Origin of the sequence: Aeromonas sp. QDB56, from assembly GCF_027705505.1 — a bacterium.
Lineage (GTDB): Bacteria > Pseudomonadota > Gammaproteobacteria > Enterobacterales > Aeromonadaceae > Aeromonas > Aeromonas caviae.
Window position 1 is genome coordinate 1 of the sequence record NZ_JAPDBZ010000197.1, and the last position, 5,276, is coordinate 5,276.

Genomic DNA, 5,276 nt, shown 5'->3' on the forward strand with positions numbered 1-5,276 from the left:
GAAAATTTTAGTCATTTAATATCAATGGGTTACCAGTAAATGCTCTCGTGCCATATGACTTATTCGCACCTTCCCTTTCAATTGTTGTTTAATTATGCCCCGGGGCGTATTTTATTAATGCGATGTAACCACGCTGTAATTTGAATTTTATGAAACCACAGACACGCAAAGACAAAATTCTCGGCATTCTTGCCGCCATCTGGGGGATAGGTTCCTTCCTCTTCATTCTGCTGGGTTTCCTGTTCGCCCTCGCCTTCCTGATGCTGACACACTGAGTCTGCCGGACGAGTCCCTCTTTTCTCCCTCTCATCCCTGGCCGGGCGCCAGATCGGCGCACCTCGCCACCGGCCAACAAAAAAGGGGCCCTGGCCCCTTTTTCTCGAGTGACGCTTATTTCTCCAGTAGAGGAGCGAGGAAGCGCGCCGTGTGGGACTCCTTGCAACGGCTCATCTCCTCAGGCGTACCCGTCACCAGAATACGGCCACCACCAGCGCCCCCTTCCGGGCCCAGATCAACGATCCAGTCCGCGGTTTTGATGACGTCCAGGTTGTGCTCGATGATGACGATGGTGTTGCCCCGATCCCGCAGTTGGTGCAGTACCTTGAGCAACTGCTGGATATCGTGGAAGTGCAACCCGGTAGTCGGCTCATCCAGAATATAGAGGGTCTGGCCAGTGTCCCGCTTGGAGAGCTCCCGCGCCAGCTTGACCCGCTGCGCCTCGCCGCCAGAGAGCGTGGTGGCGGACTGACCGAGCCGGATGTAGGAGAGGCCCACGTCCATCAGGGTCTGCAGCTTGCGCGCCACCGCCGGTACCGGATCGAAGAAGGCACGGGCATCTTCCACCGTCATCTCGAGGATTTCGTGGATGTTCTTGCCCTTGTACTTCACCTCCAGGGTCTCGCGGTTGTAGCGCTTGCCCTTGCAGACGTCGCACGGCACGTAGACGTCCGGCAGGAAGTGCATCTCCACCTTGATGACCCCGTCCCCCTGGCACGCCTCGCAGCGTCCCCCCTTCACGTTGAAGGAGAAGCGGCCCGGCTGATAGCCACGGGAACGCGCCTCCTGGGTGCCGGAGAGCAACTCGCGGATCGGGGTGAACAGGCCGGTGTAGGTGGCCGGGTTGGAGCGCGGGGTGCGGCCGATGGGGCTCTGGTCGATATCCACCACCTTGTCCAGATGCTCCAGCCCCTCGACGCTGCGATAGGGCGCAGGCGTGGACTCGGTGGCCTTGTTCAGCTCGCGGTGGGCGATGCGGAACAGAGTGTCGTTGATCAGGGTCGACTTGCCGGAACCGGAGACGCCGGTGACACAGCTCATCACGCCGATGGGCAGATCCAGGTTGACGTTGCGCAGGTTGTTGCCGCTCGCCCCTTTCAATTTCAGCCACTTGCCAGTGAGCGGGGTGCGCTCGGCCGGGATGGCGATCTGCTTGCGCCCGGAGAGGTAGTCACCGGTCAGGGACTCGGGGTTCGCGATGATCTCCTCCGGCGTCCCCTGGGCGACGATGGCACCGCCGTGCACGCCAGCCCCCGGGCCGATGTCGAGCACATGGTCGGCGAGGCGAATGGCATCCTCATCGTGCTCCACCACGATCACGGTGTTGCCGAGATCACGCAGGTGAGTCAGGGTCTTGAGCAGCCGCTCGTTGTCCCGCTGGTGCAGGCCGATGGAAGGCTCGTCCAGCACGTACATGACCCCCACCAGGCCAGCCCCGATCTGGCTGGCCAGCCGGATCCGCTGCGCCTCGCCACCGGAGAGGGTCTCGGCGCTGCGCGACAGGCTCAGATAGTTGAGGCCGACGTTCACCAGGAAGCCGAGCCGCTCGACGATCTCCTTGAGGATCTTGTCCGCTATCTGGGCACGCTGACCGGACAGGTTCAACCCTTCGAAGAAGGCCAGGGCATCGCCGATGGACTGCTCGGCGATGGCGGGCAGGTTGCGATTGTCCACGAAGACGTGGCGGGCTTCTTCCCGCAGTCGGCTGCCACCGCAACTGGTACAGGACTTGTTGGCAATGTATTTGGCCAGCTCTTCCCGCACCGCGTTGGATTCGGTCTCCCGGTAGCGGCGCTCCATGTTGTGCAGGATCCCCTCGAACGGGTGCTTGCGCACCACCACGTCGCCGCGGTCATTCATGTAGCGGAACTCGATCTCGGTGCGCCCGGAACCACGCAGGATCACCTCCTGGGTCTTGAGCGGCAGATCCTCCCAGGGGGTCTCCAGGTCGAACTTGTAGTGATCGGCCAGGGATTTGAGCATCTGGAAGTAGTAGAAGCTGCGTTTGTCCCAACCACGGATGGCGCCGCCGGCCAGGCTCTGGCCCGGATCATGGATGAGCTTGGCGGGATCGAAATACTGCTGCACCCCGAGACCGTCACAGGTGGGGCAGGCCCCCGCCGGGTTGTTGAAGGAGAAGATCCGGGGCTCCAGCTCCGACATGGAGTAACCGCACTCGGGGCAGGCGAAGTTGGCGGAGAAGGTCATGGGGGCAACCCCATCCTCCCCGTCCATCGGCACCACCAGCACGATGCCGCCGGAGAGAGTCAGCGCCGTTTCGAACGATTCGGCCAGGCGCAGGGCCAGGTCATCGCGCACCTTGAAGCGATCCACCACCACCTCGATGGTGTGCTTCTTGTGCAGCTCCAGGGCGGGAGGATCCGACAGATCGCACACCTCGCCGTCGATGCGGGCGCGGATGTAACCCTGGGCCGCCAGGTTCTCCAGCAGCTTGGTGTGCTCCCCCTTGCGGTTGCGCACCACGGGGGCCAGCAGCATCAGCTTGGCGCCTTCGGGCTGGGCCAGCACCTGATCCACCATCTGGCTGATGGTCTGGGCCGCGAGCGGAATGGCGTGGGTCGGGCAGCGTGGCTCCCCGACCCGGGCGAACAGCAGCCGCAGGTAGTCGTAAATCTCGGTGATGGTGCCGACGGTCGAGCGCGGGTTGTGGGAGGTGGACTTCTGCTCGATGGAGATGGCAGGCGACAGCCCCTCGATGTGGTCCACGTCCGGCTTCTCCATCAGGGAGAGGAACTGGCGGGCATAGGCGGAGAGCGACTCCACATAGCGGCGCTGCCCCTCGGCATAGAGGGTATCGAACGCCAGGGAGGATTTGCCCGAACCGGACAGGCCGGTGACCACGATCAGCTTGTCACGTGGCAGGATCAGGTTGATGTTCTTGAGGTTGTGGGTGCGGGCACCCCGGATCACGATTTTTTCCATCTTGTTGCGCGCTCGATACGGGAACCAGAGCGGGCCAGTATGGCATAGAGACTACTGGATGAATAGACAGTCTTTCCTTCCGTGCCCCTTCCTCAGAGATACTCCTTGGCCCAGCTCACCGCCTGCAACCGGTTCTTGACGTTCAGCTTCTTGAAGACGTTGTAGAGATGGGATTTGACGGTGTGTTCGCTCACGAACAGGCTGTCGGCGATCTCGGTGTTGGAGGCCCCCGTCATCAGGTGACGCACGATCTCCTGCTCGCGGGCGGTCAGCAGCGTCTGCTGACGCTGAGGTTGCCCGCTCCCCTTGCGGTAGTAGTCCACCAGGTCGCACAGCAGGTGGCGCGGGATCCAGTCCTCCCCCTGCAACACCTTGCGGATGCCGAAGACCAACCTGTCCAGCGTGTCCTGACGAAAGAAGAGCCCGCTGGTATGGGGCCACATCAGCAGCAGCTCTTTGTTGGTGCTGGTCGGGGCATTGAGCAACACGGCACTGGCCTCGCCAAAGCGCTGGCAGATGGCATTGCTCCACAGCTCCTGCTGGGTCGACTTGAGGTAGTCCAGATCGATCAGCAGCAAGGTTTTGGGGGCGCCCTCTGCAACGTCTGGCAGGTCATTCAGCTCCCCCACCAGCAAGATGGGCAGACCAAGCTCTTCACTGAGGTGACGCTGGAAACGGGAGGCTTGTGCGTTATTTTCGGTGATCAGCACCAGGAGGGAGTCGGGCGTCATCAAGAGAACTTCCTTGCACATTCGAGTCGGGGCTTTTTGGCAAGGAAGAGTACCAATCCCCCTCCTGGCTGCAGCATTAAAAAAGTATTAGACGCATCGGTGGCTCCTTTGAAGCCCAGCAATTTTCCAGCCAATACAATTGGCTAGCACGCCCCCCCCATTTGGGGGGTCAAGTAGTGCCGGTGCGCACCATAACAGCTCCGCCCTCTTCACGCAGCCTGCCCCAGCCTCCTCCCCTTGCTGGTGACACCTTACCTCGGGTAAGTTACTCAGGCTGTGGCGATCCATTGACGCCACAGTGGCAGGGAAGATGTGCGCTCATGCCCGTCAACTGGTACTATGGCGGCCAAACGCTGCGGCCGATCCATGACGCCTCTGCCGGCAAGCTCCGGCGCAGCCAGGACACTGATAGAGAGATGACACCCGTCCAGGGCGCGCATCTCGTTGCAAACAAACGCATTATTGAATGGGCCCAGGCATCTGGCCTGGCCGGTATACATAAGGGTGGAAGAGAGATTATGGCCAGTCGAGGCATCAACAAAGTCATTCTGATCGGTAACCTGGGGCAAGACCCGGAAGTGCGCTACATGCCGAGCGGCGGTGCCGTGACTAACATCACCCTGGCCACCTCCGATACCTGGCGCGACAAGCAGACCGGTGAGCAGAAAGAGCGCACTGAATGGCACCGTGTCGTCTTCATGGGCAAGCTGGCCGAAGTGGCCGGCGAGTACCTGAAGAAGGGCTCCCAGGTCTATGTGGAAGGCAAGCTCCAGACCCGTAAATGGCAGGATCAGAGCGGCCAGGAGCGCTACACCACCGAGGTGCTGGTCGACAGCTTCACCGGTGTGATGCAGATGCTGGGTGGCCGTCCGCAGGGCGGTGGCCAGGGCATGGGCGGCCAGTCATCCCAGGGCAACTGGGGCCAGCCGCAACAGGCTGCACCGCAACAGAACATGCAACGTCCTGCTGCCCCGCAGCAGAACATGCAACCGCAAGGCGGTTACGGCCGTCCGGCCCAGCAGCCACAATCTGCCCCGCCGGTCTACAACGAACCGCCGATGGATTTCGATGACGATATTCCGTTCTAACGGACGGAAAATTATAAAGTGTCATAATAAACGGCACAAAAAAGAACAACCCAGTGATTTCACTGGGTTTTTTTTATTTTTACACTTACAGGTGGGTGATTTGTGAACTACACTAGACCTAGGTAGGTTAAAAGTGTAAAAAAAGAGGCCGCATGTATAAGTTCATATACAGGACCTTAAGAAAACACTTCATTTGAAATTCCTTCTAAGGTCCTGTTCTGTATCGATTTTCGCTGCT

General features: G+C 60.4%; 4 protein-coding genes. 2 read left to right on the forward strand and 2 right to left on the reverse strand.

Annotated features, from left to right (window positions below):
- Positions 1-149 precede the first annotated feature (149 nt).
- Positions 150-275, forward strand: a complete 126-nt coding sequence (locus OKB81_RS19250) for a hypothetical protein (protein WP_010674215.1) — start codon at positions 150-152, stop codon at positions 273-275.
- A gap of 115 nt (positions 276-390) precedes the next feature.
- On the opposite strand, the gene uvrA is transcribed toward OKB81_RS19250, so the two are convergent.
- Positions 391-3,219 carry an excinuclease ABC subunit UvrA gene (gene uvrA, locus OKB81_RS19255; protein ID WP_160838126.1) on the reverse strand — a complete coding sequence of 943 codons (2,829 nt, stop codon included), beginning with the start codon at positions 3,217-3,219 and terminating at the stop codon, positions 391-393.
- A gap of 92 nt (positions 3,220-3,311) precedes the next feature.
- Entirely contained in the window at positions 3,312-3,950 is a 639-nt protein-coding gene (locus OKB81_RS19260) for a LuxR C-terminal-related transcriptional regulator (RefSeq protein ID WP_160838128.1), read from the reverse strand.
- Between the two features lie 518 nt (positions 3,951-4,468).
- On the opposite strand from OKB81_RS19260, the gene OKB81_RS19265 reads away from it, so the two are divergent.
- Positions 4,469-5,038, forward strand: coding sequence for a single-stranded DNA-binding protein (locus OKB81_RS19265; protein ID WP_010674212.1), 570 nt, complete (start codon positions 4,469-4,471; stop codon positions 5,036-5,038).
- Positions 5,039-5,276 lie beyond the last annotated feature (238 nt).